The sequence below is a fragment of the Micromonospora sp. ANENR4 genome (assembly GCF_015354395.1).
GTDB lineage: Bacteria > Actinomycetota > Actinomycetes > Mycobacteriales > Micromonosporaceae > Micromonospora > Micromonospora aurantiaca.
The window spans coordinates 134872-154854 of the sequence record NZ_JADKYQ010000011.1; the positions used below are offsets into that span (position 1 = coordinate 134872).

A 19983-nucleotide genomic window follows, 5' to 3' on the forward strand; every position below is an offset into this window, starting at 1 on the left:
GGGCGGCCCGCCACGGCGGACCGCCCCTTTCCGTTGCTCTCGATCAGGCCTCGACGGACCGGCGGCGCGCGACCTCGGCGAGCGTGACCGCGGCGGCGACGCTGGCGTTGAGCGACTCCACGTCGGAGACCATCGGGATGCTGACGGTCAGGTCGCAGGTCTCCCCGACCAGGCGGGACAGCCCGCGTCCCTCCGAGCCGACCACCACGACGAGCGGGCCGACGGCTGCTTCCAGGTCGTACAGGTCGGTCTGTCCGTCGGCGTCCAGGCCGACCACGACGAAGCCGGCCTCCTTGCATGCCTTGAGCGACCGGGTCAGGTTGGTGACCTGGGCGACGGGCACGCGCGCGGCCGCGCCGGCGCTGGTCCGCCAGGCGGTCGCGGTGATCCCGGCGGCACGCCGTTCGGGTACGAAGACACCCTGCGCGCCGAACGCGGCGGCCGACCGGATGACCGCGCCGAGGTTGCGCGGGTCGGTGACGCCGTCGAGCGCGACGAGCAGCGGGGCGGCCTGTTCCAGCGCGGCGGCGACCAGGTCGTCGAAGGGCTCGTAGGCGAACGGCGGCACCTGGAGGCCGACGCCCTGGTGCAGCACGCCGCCGGTCATCCGGTCCAGCTCGGCGCGGCTGACCTCGAGGATCGCGATGCCCCGGTCGGCGGCGGTGCGGACGATCTCCTTGACCCGGTCGTCGATGTCGATGCCGTGCGCGGTGTAGAGCGCGGTCGCGGGCACCTGGGTGCGCAGCGACTCCAGCACCGGGTTGCGCCCGACAAGCAGCTCCGGGCTGTCCTTCGCCGGGTTGGCCTTGCGACCCGGCGCGACCCGGGGACCGCCCCGGCCGGCGGGCTTGCCCTTGCCGCCCTTGAGCGGCACGCCGGCCCGGCTGCCCTTGCCCCAGGTGGTGTCCTTGGTGCCGGGCTGGCCGATCTTGGGTGCGCGCCCCTCCTCGGCGGCGGCGCGGCGCTCCTTGTCCTGCTTCCAGGCGGTGCGCTGGGGCAGCTTCTCGGTACCCGAGTACGCCTTGTGCCACGGCCGCTCGTCGGCGGGCAGCGTGCGGCCCCGCCCGGCGAGGGAGTCCTTGTTCTTGCCACCGGTGCCCTTGGGGGCGCCCGCCTTCGGCGTCAGTCGCCGGCCACGGCGCTGCGAGTTGCCGGCCATCAGTCCTGCTCTCCAATAGTCCAACGCGGGCCCTGGGGGGTGTCCTCGACGACCACGCCGGCCTGCTTGAGCTGGTCGCGTACGGCGTCGGCGGCGGCCCAGTCCTTGCGGCCGCGGGCCTGCGCGCGCTGCTCCAGGGCCAGCGCGATCAGGGAGTCCACCACGCCGCGCAGGTCGTCCGTGCGGCCGCCGCCGGTCCAGGCCGGGTCCAGGGGGTCGACGCCGAGGATATCCAGCATCGCCCGGGTGGCGGCGAGCGTCGTGCGGACGGTCACATCGTCACCGGCGGTCAGCGCGGTGTTGCCGTCACGGACCACCTCGTGCAGCGCTGCCAGCGCCGCCGACGTGTTGAGGTCGTCGTCCATCGCGGCGGTGAAGCCGGCCGGCAGGTCGCCGGACCGGCCGCCGCCGACCCGCTCGGCCGCCCGCTGCACGAAGCCTTCGATCCGCCGGTACGCCACGGCGGCCTCGCGGAGCGCGTCCTCGGAGTAGTCGATGCGGGACCGGTAGTGCGCGGCGACGTAGTAGTAGCGCAGCTCCACCGGGCGCACGCCGAGCGAGGCCACGTAGTCGAGGTCGAGCGTGTTGCCGAGCGACTTGCCCATCTTGGTGCCGCCGATGCCGAGCAGGCCGTGGTGCACCCAGTAGCGGGCGAACGGCAGGTCGGCGGCCTGCGACTGGGCGATCTCGTTCTCGTGGTGCGGGAACGTCAGGTCGAGCCCGCCGCCGTGGATGTCGAACTCGGGGCCCAGGTAGCGCCAGCACATGGCCGAGCACTCGATGTGCCAGCCGGGGCGGCCGCGGCCCCACGGCGACGGCCAGTAGGCATCGGCCGGTTCGCCCGGCTTGGCGCCCTTCCAGAGCGCGAAGTCACGCGGATCCCGCTTGCCCCGGTCGGGGGCGTCGCCGGCGGGTTGCATGTCCGCCGGGGACTGGCCGGACAGCGACCCGTACGCGGGCCAGGAGGCCACGTCGAAGTAGACGTCGCCGGAGCCGTCGGTGGCCGGGTAGGCGTGACCGGTCTCGATCAGCCGGGCGATCAGCTCGTGCATCTCCGGGATGTGCCCGGTGGCCCGCGGCTCGTACGTCGGCGGGAGCACGTTCAGCGCCCGGTAGGAGGCGGTGAGGATCTGCTCGTTGGCGTACGCGATCGACCAGAACGGCCGGTCCTGTTCCATCGCCTTGGCCAGGACCTTGTCGTCGATGTCGGTCAGGTTGCGGATGAACGTGACCTCGAAGCCCTTGTCGAGCAGCCAGCGGCGTAGCACGTCGTAGTTGACGCCGGAGCGAAGGTGACCGATGTGCGGCGGGGCCTGGAGCGTGAGACCACACAGGTAGACCCCCACCTTGCCGGCTTCCCGCGGGACGAAGTCCCGCACCGATCGGGTGGCGGTGTCATACAGGCGTAGCGTCACCTCACAAGGGTAGCCGTCCGCACATTTCCGGGTTGGCCGGAGCCGGGTCGTACGCTGCGTGCTGTGGACACGGCGGCACGCACGGGAGAGACGGCGCAGACCCTGGACCGGGGCCTGCGGCTGCTGCACCTGGTCGCGGACGCGCCGGGCGGGCTGACGGTCACCGAGGCGGCGCACCGGCTGGGCATCGGACGGGCGGCCGTCTACCGGCTGGTCGGCGCGCTGACCAGCCACGGGATGCTCCGGCGCGACGGCGAGGGCCGCCTGCGCATCGGCGTGGGCGTGCTGCACCTGGCCCGCCGCGCCCAGCCGCTGCTGGCCGAGGGCGCCCTGCCGGCGCTGCGCCGACTCGCCGAGGGCACCGGGGCGACCGCACACCTGACGGTGGTCGAGGGCGGCGAGGGGGTGGCGCTCGCGGTGGTCGAGCCGAGCTGGACGTCGTTCCACGTGGCGTACCGCACCGGTACCCGGCACCCGCTGGAGCGGGGGGCCGCCGGCCGGGCGGTGCTGGCCGGGCGGGCCGGCGATCCGGGGCCGGTGAGCACAAGCGGCGAGCTCCAGTCGGGCGCGTACGGGGTGGCGGCGCCGGTGCTCGGCGTGCCGGGTCTGGAGGGCAGCGTCGGGGTGGTGTCGCTGACCCCGCTCGACGTGGCGGACGTCGGCGCCCAGGTCACCGCCGCCGCCGAGGCGGTGGCCGCCGCGCTCTCCTGACCCGCGTGCCCTCGCCGGTCCTCGCGGGTCCTCACGCCAGATCGGCGAAGTGGCTGCATCAAACGACCCGGATACCGCCACCTCCCCGAAGTGGAGTCGATCAAGCGAGCTCAACACCTCCGGAACGCGCCCACGAACCTGCCCTCCTCCACACACCCCCACGCCAGCACGGCGAGGTGGCTGGATCAACACGCCCCGGACACCACCACCTCCCCGAGATGGAGTGGATCATGGAAAGGCCGAGGGCTATAGCACGCCGACAGGGCCGTGCGGGGGTTGTCCACAGGGCGCGTAGGGCGGCACGGCTGCGACTGTCCACAGGGGTACCGATCTCGACCCGTGCGCCGCCACGCTCGTCACATGCCACCTCATCCTCATCGACCACCGGAGTTGGCCTGGCAGGTCTTCCGGGGCTCGGAAGCGATCCGGCGCGGGCTGCTGTCCCGGCATCATCTGCGCGGCGCGTCCTGGATCCGGCTCCGGCAGGACGTCTACGCCGACGCGCGACTCGACCGCGACCACGCGCTGGCCTGCCGCGCGGCGCTGCTGCGCCTGCCACCCGGCGCGGCGATCGCCGGTCCGTCGGCGGCCTACCTGCACGGGGTCGAGCACGCCGCGGGCTTCACCGACGACGTGCACGTCCTGCTGCCGGCCACGGTCCGGGCCGACTCCCAGCCCGGTGTCCGGGTGCACCACGCCCCTATGGCGAGCACACGCAGCGGTCTCCTGGTCCCCGTCGGCAGCGCCGCAAGGGGGCCCGGACCGCACGGCCGGATCGTCCCGCCGGCTTCCGCCGCCGCATCGAACCCGTTCGCGGAGTCGTCCCCCGGCGCGGTGATGATCCTGGCCGGGCCTCCGCCACGCACCGAGCCGGCCGCCTGCGCTTGGGAGACTGCGGTCTGGGCCGATCCGGTGGAGGCGGTCGGCATCATCGACGGGCTGCTGCGTACCGGTTCGGTGAACCGGTCGGCGCTGGCGAGCGAGGCGGCCCGGAACGCCTGTCGCCCCGGTGGGCGGCGGGCGGTCTGGGTGTTCGGCCTGACCGACGGGCTGGCCCAGTCCCCGCCCGAGTCCCACCTGCGGGTCCGTCTCGTCCTCGCCGGCCTGCCTCGCGCGGTGGCCCAGTATCCGGTGCGGGTGCCGACCGGGCTGATCCTGCACCCCGACCTGGCCTGGCCGGAGTTCCGGGTCGCTGTCGAGTACGACGGTCAGTGGCACTCCGACGCGGACCGGATGCACCTCGACCGGCGGCGGCTCAACCAGTTCGTCGCGGCCGGCTGGCTGGTGCTGCACGTGACCGGCCGCCGTCTGCGCAAGGAGTTCCCCGCCCTGGTGCGGGAGATCCGCGCCGCACTGGTGGCCCGGGGGTGGCGGCCGTGACACCGGCCGCCGCCCCACCAGCCGCCACGCCACCAGCTGCGCAGGTCACCGGAACGCCGAAATGGCGGCGTCCGGAAACTCCGGACACCGCCACCTCGGGGGAACTGTCGTTACGGTCGAACGTTGGGCTTGACCGGGGTCTTCACCGCGGCGTAGGCGTCGACGATGCCGTAGCCGTAGAAGCCGTTGAAGTTCAGCGAGCCCGCGCAGTACGCGTCGAACTCGGCGTCCCGGCCCTCGTTGGTGTAGCTCTGCAGCCGCGGCTCCGGGCAGGCGTGCTCGGCCGCCGTCCGGTAGAGGTGCTGCTCGACCAGGTTCGGCGCCATGCCGTAGCCGTTGCGGCCCTCCTTCTTGCCGTGCTTGCTGACGATCAGCGCCGCCACGCCCGAGACGTGCGGGGACGCCATCGAGGTGCCCTGCAGGTAGGTGTAGTAGCCACACTCACCCTTGGCGGTGCACTGCTTGAACACCGAGTTCTCGAAGCCGGCGACGATGTCGCCGTTCTCGTCGACCGACCCCTCCTCCTGGAGCACCTTCTTCGGGTACGTGGAGAGGATCATGTTGGCGTCGGTGCGGTACGTGTCGGTGCCGAAGCCGTCGCGGAACCAGCCGCCCGGAGCCGCCACCGAGATCTGCTCGGTGCCGTAGTTCGAGTAGTCCGACTTCTTGCCGGACGGGCCGACCGCCGACACGCCGATCACGTGCGGGCCCTCGACCGGCAGGTCCCAGCAGGTCGCGTTGTCGATCGGGCGCGGGTACGGGTCGGCGCCGTAGTCCGGGCTGCTCACGTCGGTGCGCGGTGCGCCCAGGTCCTCGTGGTTGTTACCGAGCGAGCCGACGAGCGTGACGCCCTTGCGGTGCGCGAAGTTGAGCGCCCGCTTCATGGCCTCGATGACGGTGCGCTGCTCGGCCTGCGCCTCCGGCGAGTCGGCCGGGTTGGCGGTGCAGTTGTAGAGCCACGGGTCGACGTAGAAGGACATGTTCACCACGTCCAGCCCGGACCGGCCCGCGTGCACCAGGGCGTTCACCACCGGGTTGAGGAAGAAGTAGCCGCTGTCCTGGCCGCCCTTCAGCTCGACCAGGGAGACGTTCGGGGCCACGCCGGACAGGCCGAAGCCGTTCGCGGCGGCGCCGATGGTGCCGGCCACGTGCGTGCCGTGCCCGCCGTCGTCGGTGCCGACCGGGTCGAGGCAGCTCGCCACCTCGCACGGGCCGTCGACCTCGGGGATGTCCGGGGCGAAGTTGCGCGACAGCGCCCAGTTGAAGTTCGGCGCCAGGTCGGGCTGGCTGGCGTCGACGCCGGTGTCCAGGATGCCGACGGTGACGCGGCGGTCGCCCGGCTCGATCTTGCGGGCCTTGTCGGCCCGGATCATGTCCAGACCCCAGAGCTTGTCGTCGAGCGGGTCCATCTTCTTGCCGTTGCCCTTGGCGGCCTTGCCCTTGGTCGCCGCGGCGGCCAGCAGGTGCTCCTGCTCGACCCGGTCCAGCTTCGGCTTGCGGCCGATCGCCTTCTCCTCGGCCGCGCCGACCAGCGCAGCGGCCGCGGTGGCCCGGCTGGCGAAGTCCGCCCGGTCGCTTCTGACCTGGAACAGGCCGACGTCGTCGGTGCGGGCGACGACCTTGCCACCGGCGGCGGTGATCGCGGCGACCGCGGCGTCACTGGAGACGCCGCTCTCGGCCAGCACGGTGAAGGTCCGGAACTCCGACGGCGCGGCGTTCGCCGGGATGCTCAGGCCGGTCACCGTGAGTGCCAGCGAGGCCGCAGCAGCGACCGCGCCGACGGTGAAGCGCTTGCTCACCACATCAGATCCTCTCGTTGAGGGACGTGGTGTCATCCCACATCACGGGAGCCGGTTCCGCCAGATCGACGTCCGTTATCGGCGGCAACTAGGCATTCGCGCTCATCAAGGTGGCGAGCACCGTGGACAGTCCGGCGAGCGAGGACACCTCGGCGTCCGGTTCGAGGCCGCGCGGGCGGGGCAACCCGGCCCGGTTGAGCCAGACCGCGCGCAGCCCGGCCCGCTGGGCGGCGGCCACGTCGTGCTCCGGCGAGTCGCCCACGTGGACGATGCGCGCGGCGGGCAGCCCGGACGCGGCCACCACCGCCGCGAAGAACTCCGGCGCCGGTTTCTTGGGCAGGCCACCCTCGTGCGCGTACAGCTCGAAGGCGAACTGCCCGGCGAGCCCGCAGCGTTCGGCGCGGCTGTTGCCGTTCGTGGCGAAGCCCAGCACGTGGTGCGGGCGCAGCGCCGCCAGCGCGGGCAGCGCGTCGGGAAAGGGCCGGCTCAGCGCGTACCGGCGGGCGAAGAACAACGCCGCGAACTCGTCCAGGTCCGCCTCCAGCCCGGCCCGGGCCAGCGACCGGGCCAGCGCGGCCCGCCGGATCTCCTGCACCGGGGCGGCGCTGAGCGCGCCGAAGACCGCACCCCAGTCCCCCTCCAGGTCCGCGAGCACCACAGCGGCCGCCGCCGGGGTCCGCCGCCGCATCTCCTCGAGTACGGCGACGAGCGCGCCGGTGATCGCCGGGCGCAGGTCGACGAGTGTCTCGTCGGCGTCGAAGACGACGGCGCCGGGCGGCCCGCTCATCGCTCGCCGGTCAGCACCGGCTCGGCCGGTGCGTCAGCCGGTTCCGGCGGTGTACCGCGCAGTTCGTCCGCCCGGACCAGGGCGACGCCGCCGAGGATGAGCACGCCGCCGGCCAGCTGGATCAGGCTGGGCAGTTCGTCGAGCACCAGCCAGGCGATCAGGACCGCGAACATCACCTCGGTCAGACCCACGAAGGAGGACAGCCGTGCCCCGAGCAGCCGGGTGCCGGCGACACCGGCGAGGTACGCGACCACTGCGGCGATCAGCGACAGCCCGGCGATCGGCACCAGCCAGCTCACCCGGTGCCCGCCGAAGGTGACGTCGGCGGTGCCGGCCGCCAGCGGCAGCGCTCCGATGCCGCCGAGCAGGAGCAGCGCCAGCGCCCCGACGGCCATGCCGCCGCTGGCCATCACGACCGAGGGCAGGCCCGCGTCGATCCGGCCGGCGATGACGAAGTATCCGGCGAGTCCCACGCCCGCGCCGAGGCCCCAGAGCACGCCCACCGGGTCGAGTCGTCCGGCGCCGGTGAGGTCGAGGACGAGCACCAGCCCGCACAGGGCGATGACCGAGCCGGCCACAGTGAGCAGCCGAGGGCGCTGCCCGTGGACCAGCCACATCCATCCGACCACGAGCACGATGCCGAGGTATTCGAGCAGGAGCGCCACGCCGACCGGCAGGTAGCGGACCGCGTTGAAGAAGCACGCCTGCGCCGTGGCCACGCCGAGCAGCCCGAACAGCACCACGGTTCCCGCGTTGCGGCGCAGCACGTTCCACCTGCCGCGCAGCGCGAGCACGGCGGGGACGGCGAGCACCAGCGCGGCGATGCCGACCCGGGCGATCACCACGGCGACCGCCGTCCACTCGCCGGTGATCAGCGGGCGGGCGAAGGTGCCCGAGGTGGCGAACGTGATCGCGGAGAGCAGTGCCAGGCCGAGCCCGACGCCGGACCGTTCACGCATCGGCATCTCCTGGTCATGAGTCAAGGAAGGTTATGCTGATGACGCTAGGCGTAGCCTCCGACAGGAGTCAAGTTGCTTTTCGCCCATGACACCGAATGCGCGCTGGTCAGCGTCGCCGCACTGGTGAACACCGCCGGCGACGACCGGGAAGGGCTGCCCGACGTGGCCGCCCTGGACGCGTTCTTCACCGCCCACGGTTGGAGCGGCCGGCACGAGCACACCGACGCCGAACTGCGCCAGGTCCGCGCGCTGCGGCCCCGGCTGCGCCGCATCTGGTACGGCGACACCGACGAGGTGGTCGCAATCGTCAACGCGCTGCTGCGCGAGTCGCACGCGCTGCCGCAACTCGTGCGGCACGACGACGAGCCGTACCACCTGCACGCCGTGCCGCGGGACGCGCCGCTGGCGACCCGGATGGCGGTCGAGGCCGCGATGGCGATGGCCGACCTGGTCCGAATGGGCGAACTGAGCCGGCTGCGGCACTGCGACCACCCGGACTGCGACAACGTGCTCGTCGACCTGTCCCGGAACCGGTCGCGCCGGTTCTGCGACGCCGGCTGCGGCAACCGCGCCGCGGTGAGCGCCTACCGGGCCCGCAGGGCCGCCGCGTCCCACTCCTGACGCGTCCCGGGCCAGGCGTCGCGGCGCAGCTCGTACTCGACCTCGCCGTGCTCCGTACCCGGGATCGGGTCGTCGAAGGCCAGGTGGAACGTGCGGACGTAACGCAACCCGGCGCGGGCCATGACCGCGCGGGAGCGGTCGTTGACCGCCATCGTCTGGGCCCACACCCGGCGGACGCCGACCGTGTCGAACGCGTGCCGCACCAGCGCCCGCGCGCCCTCGGTCGCCAGCCCGTGCCCCCACGTGGCGCGGCGCAGCCGGTAGCCCAGCTCCGCCTCGGCGCCGTCGTCGGACGGGTCGAGCGAGTGCCAGCCGAGGAACTCGCCGGTGAACCGGTCGAGCGTCGCCCAGCGGCCGAGCCCGGGAAACCTGTCGTACTGCGCGAGTACCCGGGGCAGCACCTCGTCCCGGTACGTCGCGGCCGAGGTCGGCGCGCCGCCGGTCAGGAAGCGCATGACCTCCGGATCGGCGTCCAGCGCCACCAGCCGATCCACGTCGTCAATCGTGAACCGGCGCAGCGTCAGCCGCGCGGTCTCCAGCAACACCCCGCCGTCGTCACGCACCGTCGGATCATGCCGCGCCCCCTGTGACGGGTCGAGGCAATTACCGGCGCCGGCTCAGGGGTGGGTCATCCGGAGCAGGTCCAGCGCCTCGTCCAGCTGGGTCTCGGTGAGCGTGCCCGAGTCGACGTGCCCCCGGGCGATCACCACCTCGCGGATGGACACCTGCTTGGCCAGCGCCTCCTTGGCGATCGAGGCGGCCTCGTCGTACCCGAGGTGGCGGTTGAGCGGGGTGACGATCGACGGCGAGCCCTCCGCGTACGCCAGGCAGACCTCGGCGTCCGCGACCAGGCCGGCCACCAGCCGCTCGGCGAACAGCCGGCTGGACGCGGCGATCAGCTTGATCGACTCCAGCAGGTTGCGGCCCATCACCGGGAGCATCACGTTCAGCTCGAAGTCGCCCTGCGACCCGGCGAAGGCCACCGCCGCGTCGTTGCCGATCACCTGGGCGCAGACCTGCCGCATCGCCTCGGCCACCACCGGGTTCACCTTGCCCGGCATGATCGACGACCCCGGCTGGAGGTCGGGGATGCGCAGCTCACGCAGCCCGGCACGCGGGCCGGAGCCCATCCACCGCACGTCGTTGGCGATCTTGTAGAGACCGACCGCGACGGTACGGAGCTGGCCGGACGTCTCCACCAGCGCGTCCCGGGCGCCCTGCGCCTCGAAGTGGTTGCGCGCCTCGGTCAGCGGCAGCCCTGTCGACTCCCGCAGCTTGCCGATCACCCGGTCGGCGAAGCCCAGCGGCGTGTTGATGCCGGTGCCGACGGCGGTGCCGCCCAGCGGCAGCTCGGCCAGCCGGGGCAGCGCCGACTCCAGCCGCTCGACGCCGTAGCGGACCTGCGCGGCGTAGCCGCCGAACTCCTGCCCGAGCGTGACCGGCGTGGCGTCCATGAGGTGGGTACGCCCGGCCTTGACCACCGTCTCGAACTCGGCCGCCTTCTCCTCCAGCGCGCCCGCGAGCTGCTTCAGCGAGGGAATCAGATCCTCCACCACGAACTGGGTGGCGGCCAGGTGGATCGAGGTGGGGAAGACGTCGTTGCTGGACTGCGACGCGTTGACGTGGTCGTTCGGGTGCACGTCGCGGCCCAGCTCGCGGCTCGCCAGGGTGGCGATCACCTCGTTGGTGTTCATGTTGGACGAGGTGCCGGAACCGGTCTGGAACACGTCCACCGGGAACTGGTCGTCGTAGCCGCCCTCTGCGACGTGCGCGGCAGCGGTGGCGATCGCCTGCGCCACGTCCGCGTCGATCACCCCCAGCTCACCGTTGACCAGGGCCGCCGCACCCTTGATCTGCGCCAGGGCCTTGATCTGGGCCGGTTCCAGCCCGCGCCCCGAGATCGGGAAGTTCTGCACCGCGCGCTGGGTCTGCGCCCGCCACAGCGCCTCGGCGGGCACCTCCACCTCGCCCATCGAGTCGCGTTCGATCCGGTAGCCGGTCGCCTCTGGAGTCGTCACGCGTTCCATCCTGCCGCGCCGCCGGTCGGTGTGCAGGGAAAGTGGCGCGGCCCTCAGCCCAGCTCGGCGAGCAGCCTCTCGGTCTCCCGCCGGTCCGGCGACTCGACCTGGCGGAACAGCGCCAGCGCTCGCACGGCATACCGGCGGGCCTGGTCCGGGTCGGTGTGCCGCAGGCAGCGGGCGAGGCCGTCCAGGGCCCGCGCCTGCTCGTAGCGCAGGCTCAGGCGCGTGGCGTCGTCCAGCACCCGGCGGTGCAGGTCGATCGCGGCGTCGACGTCGCCCAGGTCGTGCAGGGCGCGGGCGAGGAGGTTACGGGAGGCGCACTGCCCGATCCGGTCCCCCGCGTCGGTCATCGCGAGCAGAGCGGCCCGGTGCTGGTCGGCGGCCTCGACTGGGCGGCCCGCCTCACGCTCCATCATGCCGATCTCGTTGAGGATCTCCCCCTCACCGAACCGGTTCGCGGTGCTCCGTTTCAGGTGCAGCGCCGCCCGGAGCAGCCGGCGGGCCGGCCCGGTCTGGCCCAGGCGGTGCCGGATCATGCCGAGGTGGCCGACCGCGTTCGAGGTGTGCCGCGGATCCCCGGCCTCCCTCCCCAGGACGATGTGCCGCCGGGCCGCCCGGAGGGCCAGGTCGTACCGGCCACGGAACAGCTCGGCGACCGACAGCATGTTGAACAGGCTGGACATGGTCGCCGCGTCGTCCGGGTAGCGGCTGATCCGCAGCGCCTCGTCGACGTACCTGATGCAGCGCTCCGCGTCGTCGGTCCCGAAACACACGGCGGCGAGGTTGGAGAGCGCCTGGACCTGCTCCCGGCGCAGGCCGAGCCGGCGGTACCTGTCGACGCCCGCCTCCAGGAACCGGATCGCCTCCGGAAAGTCCCCCAACCGGAACTTCGCCGAGGCGAGGTAGTTCATGGTGATCGCCACGGCCTCCTCGTCCCCCGACCCGACGGCGGCGCGCAGCGCCACCTCATGCGTCTCGACCAGTTCGTCGAGGTGGCCACCGACGAAATTGGACCACCAGCACGCCCGGGTCAGCTGCCAGCAGTACGCCGGAAGGCCCTCCGACTCGGCCAGGTGCACCAGTCCGACGAGAGCCGCCCGGTTCTCGTCGAACCAGGACTGACCCGGCGTGCCCGGGGCCGGCAGCAGATCGGGACGCCGCGGCGGCGGGAAGGCGACCTGGCTCAGCGCGCCCAGCTTCGTCTCGGCGACCATCGCCAGGCCGACCGCCACCTGAAGGTGATGGTCGAGCAGATGGGCCACCGCCGTCTGTCGCTCCTCCGGGCGCTCGGTCTCGGCCAGCAACCGGCGGGCGTACTCCCGGAGCAGGTCGTGGAGGCGGTAGCGGCCCGGGGCCGTCTCCTCGGCCAGGTGCACGTCCACCAGCTCGTCCAGCAGGTCCTGCGCCTCCGGCAGAGGCACGTCGGCGAGCACCGCCGCCACCCGGTTGTCGAACCGTATGCCGGGGTGGAGTCCGAGCAACCGGAACAGCCGCCGGGCCGGCGCCGAGACCTGCGCGTACGAGAGCGTGAAGGCGTCCCCGACGGACCGCTCGCCGACCGCCAGCTCGGCCAGCGAGTCCTGCGCCTCGGCCAGCCGCCGCGCCAGGTCGGCGACCCGCCAGTGCGGACGGTGCGCGAGCCGGGATCCGGCCAGCCGGATGGCGAGCGGCAGGTGACCGCACCGCTGGACCACCTCGGCGGCCGCGGCCGGCTCGGCGTCGACCCGGTCGGCGCCGACGATCCGGCCGAGCAGTTCGACGGCCTCGTCCGGGTCCAGGACCGGTAGCGAGTGAGGACGCCCCTCGTCCAGCCCGGCCAGCCGCCGCCGGCTGGTCACCAGCACGAGATTGTCCGGACCGCTGGGCAGCAGCGCCGCCGCCTGGGCGGCGCTCGCCGCGTTGTCGAGCACCACCACGGCCCGCCGGTCGGCCAGCTCGGAGCGCCACATCGCCAGCCGGTCCTCCGCGTCGACCGGCACCCGCTCGGCCGGCACGCCGAGCTGCCGCAGCAGGGTGGCCGCGGCCGCCGCGGGGGCCAGCGGGCTGCGCTCGCTGTAGCCGTGCAGGTCGATGAAGAGTTCCGCGTCGGGGAACCGCTCGCGCAACCCGGTCGCGACCTGGACGGCGAGGGTCGTCTTGCCGCTGCCGGCCATCCCGTCGATCAGATACAGCCGTGTGCCCCCCTCGACGATGTCCTTGACGAGCCGCGCCATGGTCTGCTGACGACCGGTGAAGTCCCGGATGGCCCGGGGCAGTGTGCGTACCGGGGCCGCCGGGCGCGCGCCCGCCGCCTCGTCGCCGGCCAGCACGCGCTGGTGCAGCTCCTGCAACGCCGCGCCCGGCTCGATGCCCAGCTCCTCGGCGTAGATCCGTCGGCCCTCCCGGTAGACGGCGAGCGCGTCCGCCTGCCGGCCGACCGCCGAGAGAGCCAGCATCAGCTGACCTCGCAGCCGTTCCCGCAGCGGATTGTGCTCGACGGCCTCGGTGAGTTCGTCGACCAGTTCGGTGCCCCGGCGCAGCCGCAGCTCCACGTCGACGCAGTCCTCCAGCACGGCTAGCCGCTGCTCGTCGAGCGCCTGGGCCCGCAGCCGCACCACCCCGGCCGGGATGCCGGCGAGCGCCGGGCCGCGCCACAGCGCAAGAGCTGCCCGGTAGTGGCGGCGCGCCTCGGCCGGCCGGCCGGCGGCGGCCTCGGCACGCGCCGCCTCCACGGCACGGGCGAACATGTCGGCGTCGAGGTCGTCCGGCTCGATCCGGATGCCGTAGCCCGCCGGGTCGGTGACGATCGTCCCGGCTGGCAGCCCGAGCACCGCGAACCGCTGCCGCAGCCGCGAGACACAGATCTGGAGCTGGGTGCGCGCGGTGGCCGGCGGGCGCTCCTCCCAGACCGCGTCGACCAGATCCTCCACCGGCACCACCCGGCCGGGGCGCAGCAACAGCATGGCGAGCACGGTGCGATCCCGGCCCGCGGTGACGGTGGCTTCGCCGCCGCCGACCCGCAAGGGCCCCAAGATCCCGAATCGCATCCGCGCCCCCGCCTGCCGCCATGCAACTTCCAGCAGCGTAGCCCGACGGTCACCGAGCGGCGCGACGAGGCGATAGCGATCCGATAGCGACGGCACCCAGACTCGTCAACGGTTGTCGGTGACGGCATCCGACGGGGGCGGTGCGCCTGCCCGGCCACCCGGCCGGGCAGGCGCACCGATGTCGATGCACGACGGACACATCGAGGGCGCCCGGGACGATCCCGAGCGCCCCTGGTGTACGTCTGACGTCAGCGCCGGCCGACGGTGAGGACCGGCTTGGTGACCTCGGCGAAGAAGTCGTTGCCCTTGTCGTCGACGACGATGAAGGCGGGGAAGTCCTCCACCTCGATCTTCCAGACCGCCTCCATGCCCAGCTCGGCGTATTCGAGCACCTCGACGTGCTTGATGCAGTCCTGCGCGAGGCGGGCCGCCGGGCCGCCGATCGAGCCGAGGTAGAACCCCCCGTGGGCCTGACAGGAGCGGGTGACCTGGGCGGACCGGTTGCCCTTCGCGAGCATCACCATCGAGCCGCCGGCCGCCTGGAACTTCTCCACGTACGCGTCCATCCGGCCCGCCGTGGTGGGGCCGAACGAGCCGGAGGCATAGCCCTCGGGGGTCTTCGCCGGGCCGGCGTAGTAGACCGCGTGGTCGCGCAGATATTGCGGCATCGGCTCGCCCGCGTCCAGCCGCTCGGCGATCTTCGCGTGTGCGATGTCCCGGGCCACGACCAGCGGGCCGGTCAGCGACAGCCGGGTCTTCACCGGGTACTTCGACAGCTCGGCCCGGATCTCGTCCATCGGCCGGTTCAGGTCGACGCGGACGACCTCCTCGGTCTCCAGCGTCTCGTCGGTCACGTCGGGCAGATAACGCGCCGGGTCGGTCTCGAGTCGTTCCAGCCAGACGCCCGACGGGGTGATCTTCGCCACCGCCTGCCGGTCGGCCGAGCAGGAGACCGCGATCGCCACCGGGCAGGAGGCGCCGTGCCGGGGCAGCCGGACCACCCGTACGTCGTGGCAGAAGTAGCGCCCGCCGAACTGCGCGCCGATGCCGAAGTTGCGGGTCAGCTCCAGCACCTCGGCCTCCAACTCCAGGTCACGGAAGCCGTGCGCGCTCATCGAGCCCTCGGTGGGCAGCGCGTCGAGGTACTTCGCGGAGGCGTACTTCGCGGTCTTCAGCGCGTACTCCGCGGAGGTGCCGCCGATGACGATCGCCAGGTGGTAGGGCGGGCAGGCGGCGGTGCCGATGAGCCGCAGCTTCTCCTCCAGGAACTGCATCATCCGCGTGGGGTTCAGCAGCGCCTTGGTCTCCTGGTAGAGGTAGGACTTGTTGGCCGAGCCGCCACCCTTGGCCATGAACAGGAACTTGTACGCGTCGGCGTGGCCGTCCGGGTCCTCGGCGTACAGCTCCACCTGGGCGGGCAGGTTGCTGCCGGTGTTCCGCTCGTCCCACATGGTCAGCGGGGCGAGCTGCGAGTAGCGCAGGTTGAGCCGGGTGTACGCCTGGTAGACGCCGCGCGAGATCGCCTCCGCGTCGGTGCCGTCGGTGAGCACGTGCCGGCCGCGCTTGCCCATCACGATCGCGGTGCCGGTGTCCTGGCACATCGGCAGCACACCGCCGGCCGCGATGTTGGCGTTGCGCAGCAGGTCGAGCGCGACGAAGCGGTCGTTCGGCGAGGCCGCCGGATCGTCGATGATCGCGCGGAGCTGAGCCAGGTGGGCCGGGCGCAGGAAGTGGGCGATGTCGTGCATCGCCTCGGCCGTCAGCGCGGTCAGCGCGCCCGGATCCACGGTGAGGAACCGGCGGCCTCCGGGGCCGTTGACGACGTCCACGCCCTCGTCGGTGACCAGGCGGTATTCGGTCTGGTCGGGACCGGTCGGCAGCAGGGGTGCGTACGAGAAGGCGGCGGCACTGCTCATGACCGAAAAGCCTAGGGCAGAGCCGTCGATCGGTGGCACCCGCAGGTCGGTCCTGGGACGACCCTCTCACCCGCTGTCACTTGCCGTCGGCGCAGAGTTCCCGTTTCGGTCCGCAACTTCCCTGGTCGCTCGGCGGGCGCCAACTGCCTCCCGGGTCGGGCGCCACCGGCGCGCCGTCCTGGTCCGGCCCCGGCGCCTCGGACGTGCCGGCGCCCCAGCGGACGTACCCGATCTCCCGCCCCTCGCCGATGATCATGCCGTTCGGGCCGACCGCCAGCGCGTTCGCGGAGGTGCGCAGCTCGACCAGCACCCGGCCGTCCCGGGGCCCGACCGCGATCAGCCGGGACGGCTTCTCCTCGCTGATCACCGCCGCGTACGGGGTGAGCGCCGCGCCGCTCTTGCCGCCCGCCGGGCGGGTCCAGCGGGTCCGGTCGGCCGACAGCTCCCGGCCCAGCAGCGAACCCTTGTCGGCGCTGCGCACCACGGCGTAGCGGTCGTCCACGGCGAGCAGCTTCTCGCCGTCCGCGCCGACCTGGAGCAGCCGGCCGTCGTACCCGTCGAGCACCGCCTCACGGCCGTCCGGGGCGACCCCGATGAGGACGTTGCGTCCACCCTGCGGGTCCTCCCGCTGCACGCAGCCGGCGTAGTCGGCGGTGCGCAGGTTGATCCCGGTACGCCGCCACACCTGCTGACCGGTGGCCGGGTCCACGGCGGTGACCGCGTAGTAGCAGCTCCCGTCGCGGGAGGTGGCCTCGATCCGCAGCAGCCGGCCGCCGACCACGGCGAGCCGCTCCTCCCGGCCGGGCTGGACGTTCTGGAGCACCCGGCCGGTGGCGGTGTCCACCACGTGCACCCGCCCGTCGACCGGGAAGCCGAGAAGCGGCGGGACGGACTCCGGCCCGGCCACTCCGCCGTCGATCCGGGTGGCGCCGAGCCGCCGGGTGCCGAGGAGTTCCGGGTTGTCGGCGAGCACGCCGCTGTGCACGCCGGGCAGGAACGCGCTCCACAGCGGAGCGGTGCCGCGCGGGTCCCAGGCGCGCAGTGTGCAGTCGGTGGCCTGCACGCAGTACGCGTCGAGCAGCAGGTTCCGGTAGGTCCAGACGGCGATCGCGCGATCGTCGCGGCGCCGGGTCACGCCGCTGACCGGGTCGAGCACCTCGTACCCCTTGTCGAGCAGCTTGCCCACGGCGACGACCGACTCCCGGCCGCTGCCCGCGACCGCCGACCAGTCGGCCTTGCGTTCCCACAGCTGGCCGCCGTCGGCGAGGTTGCGCGCCTCGATGCGGGTGCGCTGCTCGACGATCACGGTGTCGCCGGCGATGGTGACGCTGCGCGGCGTGCCGCCGACGCGCTGCTGCCAGACCACGTCGGGCTCGCTGATCGGCTTGCTCCGGTCGACCCAGTCCCACAGCGCCGGGAACGGGTTCCAGACGCCTGTCGCGGCGAGTACGACCACGGTGACGAGCCCGAGCAGCAACCAGCCGCGTATCCCTAGGCCCTTCACACCGCACACGGTAGCGACGATCACCGGTCCCCCGGGCCGCGTGCGGTGCGTGTCGCGGCGCTTCTTGGGCGGCCCGGGGTGTTAAGGGGCGCCGCGGGCGGCGGAGCGGACCAGCGGCAGCGTGCGGTACGGGATCTGTTCGGCAAGCGCGATGATGGTGGACGCGCGCCGGATGCCCTCCGAGGCGACGATCTGGTCGATGACCCGTTGGAGGTCGGTGTTCGACCGGGCGACGATGCGGCAGAGCAGGTCGCTGGAGCCGGTGATGGTGTGCGCCTCCAGCACCTCGGGGATCGCGGCCAGGTGCGCGGTGACCTGGTCGTGGCCGTGCCGCTGGCTGATCTCCAGGGTGACGAAGCTGGTCACCCCGAACCCGATCGCGGCGGGGGTGATGTCCGGCCCGAACCCGGTCACCACGCCCCGGTCGACGAGCTTGTCGAGCCGGGCCTGGACCGTGCCGCGGGCGACGCCGAGGCGCCGGGAGCACTCCAGCACGCCGATCCGGGGCTCCTCCGCGAGCAGTTCGATCAAGCGCGCGTCGAGCTCGTCGAGCTGTACATCCTGACCAGTGTTCATGGTGTTCGACGGTACCGAATGCACAACCTGACCAGGAATTACGTCAACTGTTGCCCAACTCACCGCGGTCCGTAGATCCTCGCCGGAAGAGCACATCCACGGCGGCCCCCGAGGCCGGCCGGTACGCGAGGGAGGCCACCATGACCCAGGCGATCGACCGACCCCAGTCGACCGAGGAGGTCGACGTCGACGCTCTCGTCGGCGCAGTCGACCACGACATCACCCGCGACCCGTTCCCGGTCAAGGGCATGGACCACGTCCACTTCCTGGTGGGGAACGCCAAGCAGGCCGCGCACTACTACTCCACCGCGTTCGGCATGACCTGCGTGGCGTACCGGGGGCCGGAGCAGGGCTACCGCGACCACGCGCAGTACGTGCTCACAAGCGGTTCGGCCCGCTTCGTGCTGACCGGCGCGGTCCGCCCGGACGCAGACGGCGCCGAGCACGTGGCGAAGCACAGCGACGGTGTCTCCGACATCGCGCTGGAGGTGCCGGACGTGGACGCCGCGTACGCGCACGCCGTGGCGCAGGGCGCGACCGGCCTGGTCGAGCCGCACGACGTCAGCGACGAGCACGGCACCGTGCGGATGGCGTCCATCGCCGCGTACGGCGACACCCGGCACAGCCTTGTCGACAGGTCCCGCTACACCGGCCCGTTCCTGCCCGGCTTCGTCGCTCGCGGCCCGATCGTGGACCGCCAGCCGATGATCGACGCCGGCCTCCAGCCGAAGCGGTTCTTCCAGGCCGTCGACCACGTGGTCGGCAACGTGGAGCTGGGCCGGATGGACGAGTGGGTCGAGTTCTACAAGCGCGTCATGGGCTTCTCGAACATGGCGGAGTTCATCGGCGACGACATCGCCACCGACTACTCGGCGTTGATGAGCAAGGTCGTCGCCAACGGCACCCGCAAGGTGAAGTTCCCGCTCAACGAGCCGGCCGTGGCCCGCAAGAAGTCGCAGATCGACGAGTACCTGGAGTTCTACCAGGGCCCCGGCGCCCAGCACATCGCCGTGGCCACGAACGACATCCTGGCCAGCGTGGACGCCATGCGCGCGGCGGGCGTCGAGTTCCTGGACACCCCGGACTCGTACTACGAGGACCCGGAGCTGCGCGCCCGCATCGGCAACGTCCGGGTGCCGATCGAGGAGCTTCAGTCCCGCAAGATCCTGGTCGACCGGGACGAGGACGGCTACCTGCTCCAGATCTTCACCAAGCCGGTGCAGGACCGCCCCACCGTCTTCTTCGAGCTGATCGAGCGGCACGGCTCGCTCGGCTTCGGCAAGGGCAACTTCAAGGCCCTGTTCGAGGCGATCGAGCGCGAGCAGGAGAAGCGCGGGAACCTGTAACACTGTCCGCGTGACCCAGCCTCCTCCGAACCCGACGCCGCCGCCCGCCGGTCCTGTACCCGCGGGCGGCGGCTTCGCGCCGCCCGGCGGACCGGCGGTGCCCGCGCAGCACGTTCCCCCGGGGTACGCCGGCCCGCCCGGCTACCCACCTCCCGGTTACCCCCCAGCCGGGTACGCCCCGATGCCCGTCCCGCCTCCGGTCGCGCCGAACGGGCAGCCGCTGGCGAGCTTCGGTGACCGGCTGCTCGCCTACCTGATCGACACCGCCGTCGCCGTGGCGGTGACGATGGCACTGTTCCTGCCGGTCTTCTTCCTCGTCTTCGTCCGGATGATCGACGAGATCGAGCAGGCCGGCCCGAACGGCCCCGACCCGGCCGAGCTCTGGACCGGCGTACTCCTGCCGTTGTTCGCCGCCGAGCTCGGGGTGCTGCTGCTGATGCTCGCCTTCTACTGGGTCTACCACGTCGAGTACGCCCGCCGGACCGGGCAGACGCTGGGCAAGAAGGTGATGAAGCTACGGATCGTGCCGCTGCAGCCGGACGCCGCGCTGAGCCGGGGGATGCTCGGCAAGCGCTGGGTCGTCGAGTTCGCCGGCGGGATGTTCGTGCCGTTCCTCAGCTACCTCGACGGTTTCTGGCAACTGTGGGACAAGCCCTGGCAGCAGTGCCTCCACGACAAGTTCGCCGGAACGGTCGTCGTTAAGGTTGGCCCGTGAGCGCGAGGAGTGAGCCGGGTCTGCGAGCCCCGCAGTCGGGAACAAGGA

At 72.6% G+C, this 19983-nt stretch carries 16 protein-coding genes; 5 read left to right on the plus strand and 11 right to left on the minus strand.

Going from position 1 to position 19983, the window contains the following annotated elements:
* Nucleotides 1–43: 43 nt before the first annotated feature.
* Both rlmB and cysS read right to left on the minus strand, forming a co-directional pair.
* Nucleotides 44–1159: a 23S rRNA (guanosine(2251)-2'-O)-methyltransferase RlmB gene (gene rlmB / locus IRY44_RS20555; protein ID WP_194801904.1), complete on the minus strand. Its 1116-nt coding sequence runs from the start codon at nucleotides 1157–1159 to the stop codon at nucleotides 44–46.
* The gene (cysS, locus tag IRY44_RS20560) at nucleotides 1159–2574 is read right to left on the minus strand and encodes a cysteine--tRNA ligase (RefSeq protein WP_194801905.1); all 1416 of its coding nucleotides are present in this window, start codon (nucleotides 2572–2574) and stop codon (nucleotides 1159–1161) included. Before cysS ends, rlmB begins: the two co-directional genes overlap by 1 nt.
* Before the next feature lie 63 nt (nucleotides 2575–2637).
* Between cysS and IRY44_RS20565 the strand changes: the two genes are divergently transcribed.
* Both IRY44_RS20565 and IRY44_RS20570 read left to right on the plus strand, forming a co-directional pair.
* Nucleotides 2638–3285: a helix-turn-helix domain-containing protein gene (locus IRY44_RS20565; RefSeq protein ID WP_194801906.1), complete on the plus strand. Its 648-nt coding sequence runs from the start codon at nucleotides 2638–2640 to the stop codon at nucleotides 3283–3285.
* 360 nt (nucleotides 3286–3645) lie between these two features.
* On the plus strand, nucleotides 3646–4665 hold the full coding sequence (locus IRY44_RS20570) for a hypothetical protein (protein WP_194801907.1): 1020 nt from the start codon (nucleotides 3646–3648) through the stop codon (nucleotides 4663–4665).
* Between the two features lie 110 nt (nucleotides 4666–4775).
* Here IRY44_RS20570 and IRY44_RS20575 read toward each other — a convergent pair whose 3' ends face one another.
* From IRY44_RS20575 to IRY44_RS20585, 3 genes are all read right to left on the minus strand, one after another.
* On the minus strand, nucleotides 4776–6464 hold the full coding sequence (locus tag IRY44_RS20575; RefSeq protein ID WP_194801908.1) for a S8 family serine peptidase: 1689 nt from the start codon (nucleotides 6462–6464) through the stop codon (nucleotides 4776–4778).
* A gap of 88 nt (nucleotides 6465–6552) precedes the next feature.
* On the minus strand, nucleotides 6553–7251 hold the full coding sequence (locus tag IRY44_RS20580) for an HAD family hydrolase (protein WP_194801909.1): 699 nt from the start codon (nucleotides 7249–7251) through the stop codon (nucleotides 6553–6555).
* A complete protein-coding gene (locus IRY44_RS20585) occupies nucleotides 7248–8210 on the minus strand; it encodes a DMT family transporter (RefSeq protein WP_194801910.1) in 963 nt (320 codons plus the stop codon). The genes IRY44_RS20580 and IRY44_RS20585 overlap by 4 nt, the downstream gene beginning before the upstream one ends.
* A 72-nt stretch (nucleotides 8211–8282) precedes the next feature.
* Between IRY44_RS20585 and IRY44_RS20590 the strand changes: the two genes are divergently transcribed.
* Nucleotides 8283–8831, plus strand: a complete 549-nt coding sequence (locus tag IRY44_RS20590) for a CGNR zinc finger domain-containing protein (protein WP_135242298.1) — start codon at nucleotides 8283–8285, stop codon at nucleotides 8829–8831.
* Here the strand turns inward: IRY44_RS20590 and IRY44_RS20595 are convergent.
* From IRY44_RS20595 to IRY44_RS20620, 6 genes are all read right to left on the minus strand, one after another.
* On the minus strand, nucleotides 8795–9394 hold the full coding sequence (locus IRY44_RS20595; protein WP_194801911.1) for a GNAT family N-acetyltransferase: 600 nt from the start codon (nucleotides 9392–9394) through the stop codon (nucleotides 8795–8797). The genes IRY44_RS20590 and IRY44_RS20595 overlap by 37 nt on opposite strands.
* Nucleotides 9395–9448: 54 nt before the next feature.
* Nucleotides 9449–10849 carry a class II fumarate hydratase gene (locus IRY44_RS20600; protein WP_370584978.1) on the minus strand — a complete coding sequence of 467 codons (1401 nt, stop codon included), beginning with the start codon at nucleotides 10847–10849 and terminating at the stop codon, nucleotides 9449–9451.
* 53 nt (nucleotides 10850–10902) lie between these two features.
* Nucleotides 10903–13878 (minus strand): AfsR/SARP family transcriptional regulator, encoded by a 2976-nt coding sequence (locus IRY44_RS20605; protein WP_194801913.1) that lies wholly within the window; start codon nucleotides 13876–13878, stop codon nucleotides 10903–10905.
* 248 nt (nucleotides 13879–14126) lie between these two features.
* On the minus strand, nucleotides 14127–15794 hold the full coding sequence (locus IRY44_RS20610; RefSeq protein ID WP_013288918.1) for a fumarate hydratase: 1668 nt from the start codon (nucleotides 15792–15794) through the stop codon (nucleotides 14127–14129).
* 76 nt (nucleotides 15795–15870) lie between these two features.
* Complete coding sequence (locus IRY44_RS20615) at nucleotides 15871–17307, minus strand: PQQ-binding-like beta-propeller repeat protein (protein ID WP_194801914.1); 1437 nt, start codon at nucleotides 17305–17307, stop codon at nucleotides 15871–15873.
* A gap of 72 nt (nucleotides 17308–17379) precedes the next feature.
* Nucleotides 17380–17874, minus strand: coding sequence for an Lrp/AsnC family transcriptional regulator (locus IRY44_RS20620; protein WP_194801915.1), 495 nt, complete (start codon nucleotides 17872–17874; stop codon nucleotides 17380–17382).
* Nucleotides 17875–18014: 140 nt separating this feature from the next.
* On the opposite strand from IRY44_RS20620, the gene hppD reads away from it, so the two are divergent.
* Entirely contained in the window at nucleotides 18015–19220 is a 1206-nt protein-coding gene (gene hppD / locus IRY44_RS20625; protein ID WP_013288921.1) for a 4-hydroxyphenylpyruvate dioxygenase, read from the plus strand.
* Between the two features lie 181 nt (nucleotides 19221–19401).
* Complete coding sequence (locus IRY44_RS20630) at nucleotides 19402–19935, plus strand: RDD family protein (protein ID WP_228532486.1); 534 nt, start codon at nucleotides 19402–19404, stop codon at nucleotides 19933–19935.
* Nucleotides 19936–19983: the final 48 nt, after the last annotated feature.

Bases quoted from the DNA above. Each gene is read 5' to 3' on its own strand.
- IRY44_RS20585 (WP_194801910.1), bottom strand. From the start codon at position 8,210: ATGCGTGAACGGTCCGGCGTCGGGCTCGGCCTGGCACTGCTCTCCGCG.
- IRY44_RS20570 (WP_194801907.1), top strand. From the start codon at position 3,646: ATGCCACCTCATCCTCATCGACCACCGGAGTTGGCCTGGCAGGTCTTC.
- IRY44_RS20630 (WP_228532486.1), top strand. From the start codon at position 19,402: ATGCCCGTCCCGCCTCCGGTCGCGCCGAACGGGCAGCCGCTGGCGAGC.
- IRY44_RS20605 (WP_194801913.1), bottom strand. From the start codon at position 13,878: ATGCGATTCGGGATCTTGGGGCCCTTGCGGGTCGGCGGCGGCGAAGCC.
- rlmB (WP_194801904.1), bottom strand. From the start codon at position 1,159: ATGGCCGGCAACTCGCAGCGCCGTGGCCGGCGACTGACGCCGAAGGCG.
- IRY44_RS20610 (WP_013288918.1), bottom strand. From the start codon at position 15,794: ATGAGCAGTGCCGCCGCCTTCTCGTACGCACCCCTGCTGCCGACCGGT.
- hppD (WP_013288921.1), top strand. From the start codon at position 18,015: ATGACCCAGGCGATCGACCGACCCCAGTCGACCGAGGAGGTCGACGTC.
- IRY44_RS20620 (WP_194801915.1), bottom strand. From the start codon at position 17,874: ATGAACACTGGTCAGGATGTACAGCTCGACGAGCTCGACGCGCGCTTG.
- IRY44_RS20580 (WP_194801909.1), bottom strand. From the start codon at position 7,251: ATGAGCGGGCCGCCCGGCGCCGTCGTCTTCGACGCCGACGAGACACTC.